Genomic DNA, 442 nt, shown 5'->3' with positions numbered 1-442 from the left:
CCCTGAAGTCGTGCGTTTCTTCATCCTGCGCGCCCACTACCGCAGCCCGTTGAACTACTCGGATGCGCATTTGGACGACGCAAAAGGTGCGCTGACCCGCCTGTACACTACGTTGAAAAACACTCCTGCCGTTGCGTTCGAATTGTCTGAAAATGCCAATGACTACACCCGCCGCTTCTACGCCGCCATGAACGACGATTTCGGTACGGTCGAAGCGGTTGCCGTGTTGTTTGAACTGGCAGGCGAAGTGAACAAAACAAATGATGCGCACCTCGCCAGCTGCCTGAAAGCTTTGGGTGGCATCATCGGCCTGTTGCAACGTGATCCGATTGAGTTTCTGCAAGGCGGCGCGGTTTCAGACGGCCTCTCCAACGAAGAAATCGAAGACTTAATCGCCCGCCGCAAACAGGCACGCGCGGATAAAAACTGGGCGGAATCCGAC

At 55.7% G+C, this 442-nt stretch carries 1 protein-coding gene; it reads left to right on the top strand.

Going from position 1 to position 442, the window contains the following annotated elements; translation table 11 throughout:
* Positions 1-442 (top strand): DALR domain-containing protein (locus tag ACTHTS_RS11260; RefSeq protein WP_440370088.1); only part of this gene is annotated, 442 nt, incomplete at both ends.

It is taken from the genome of Neisseria sp. P0019.S003, from assembly GCF_051957115.1.
Classification (GTDB): domain Bacteria; phylum Pseudomonadota; class Gammaproteobacteria; order Burkholderiales; family Neisseriaceae; genus Neisseria; species Neisseria flavescens_D.
This window is presented reverse-complemented; position numbering and strand designations above follow the sequence as displayed.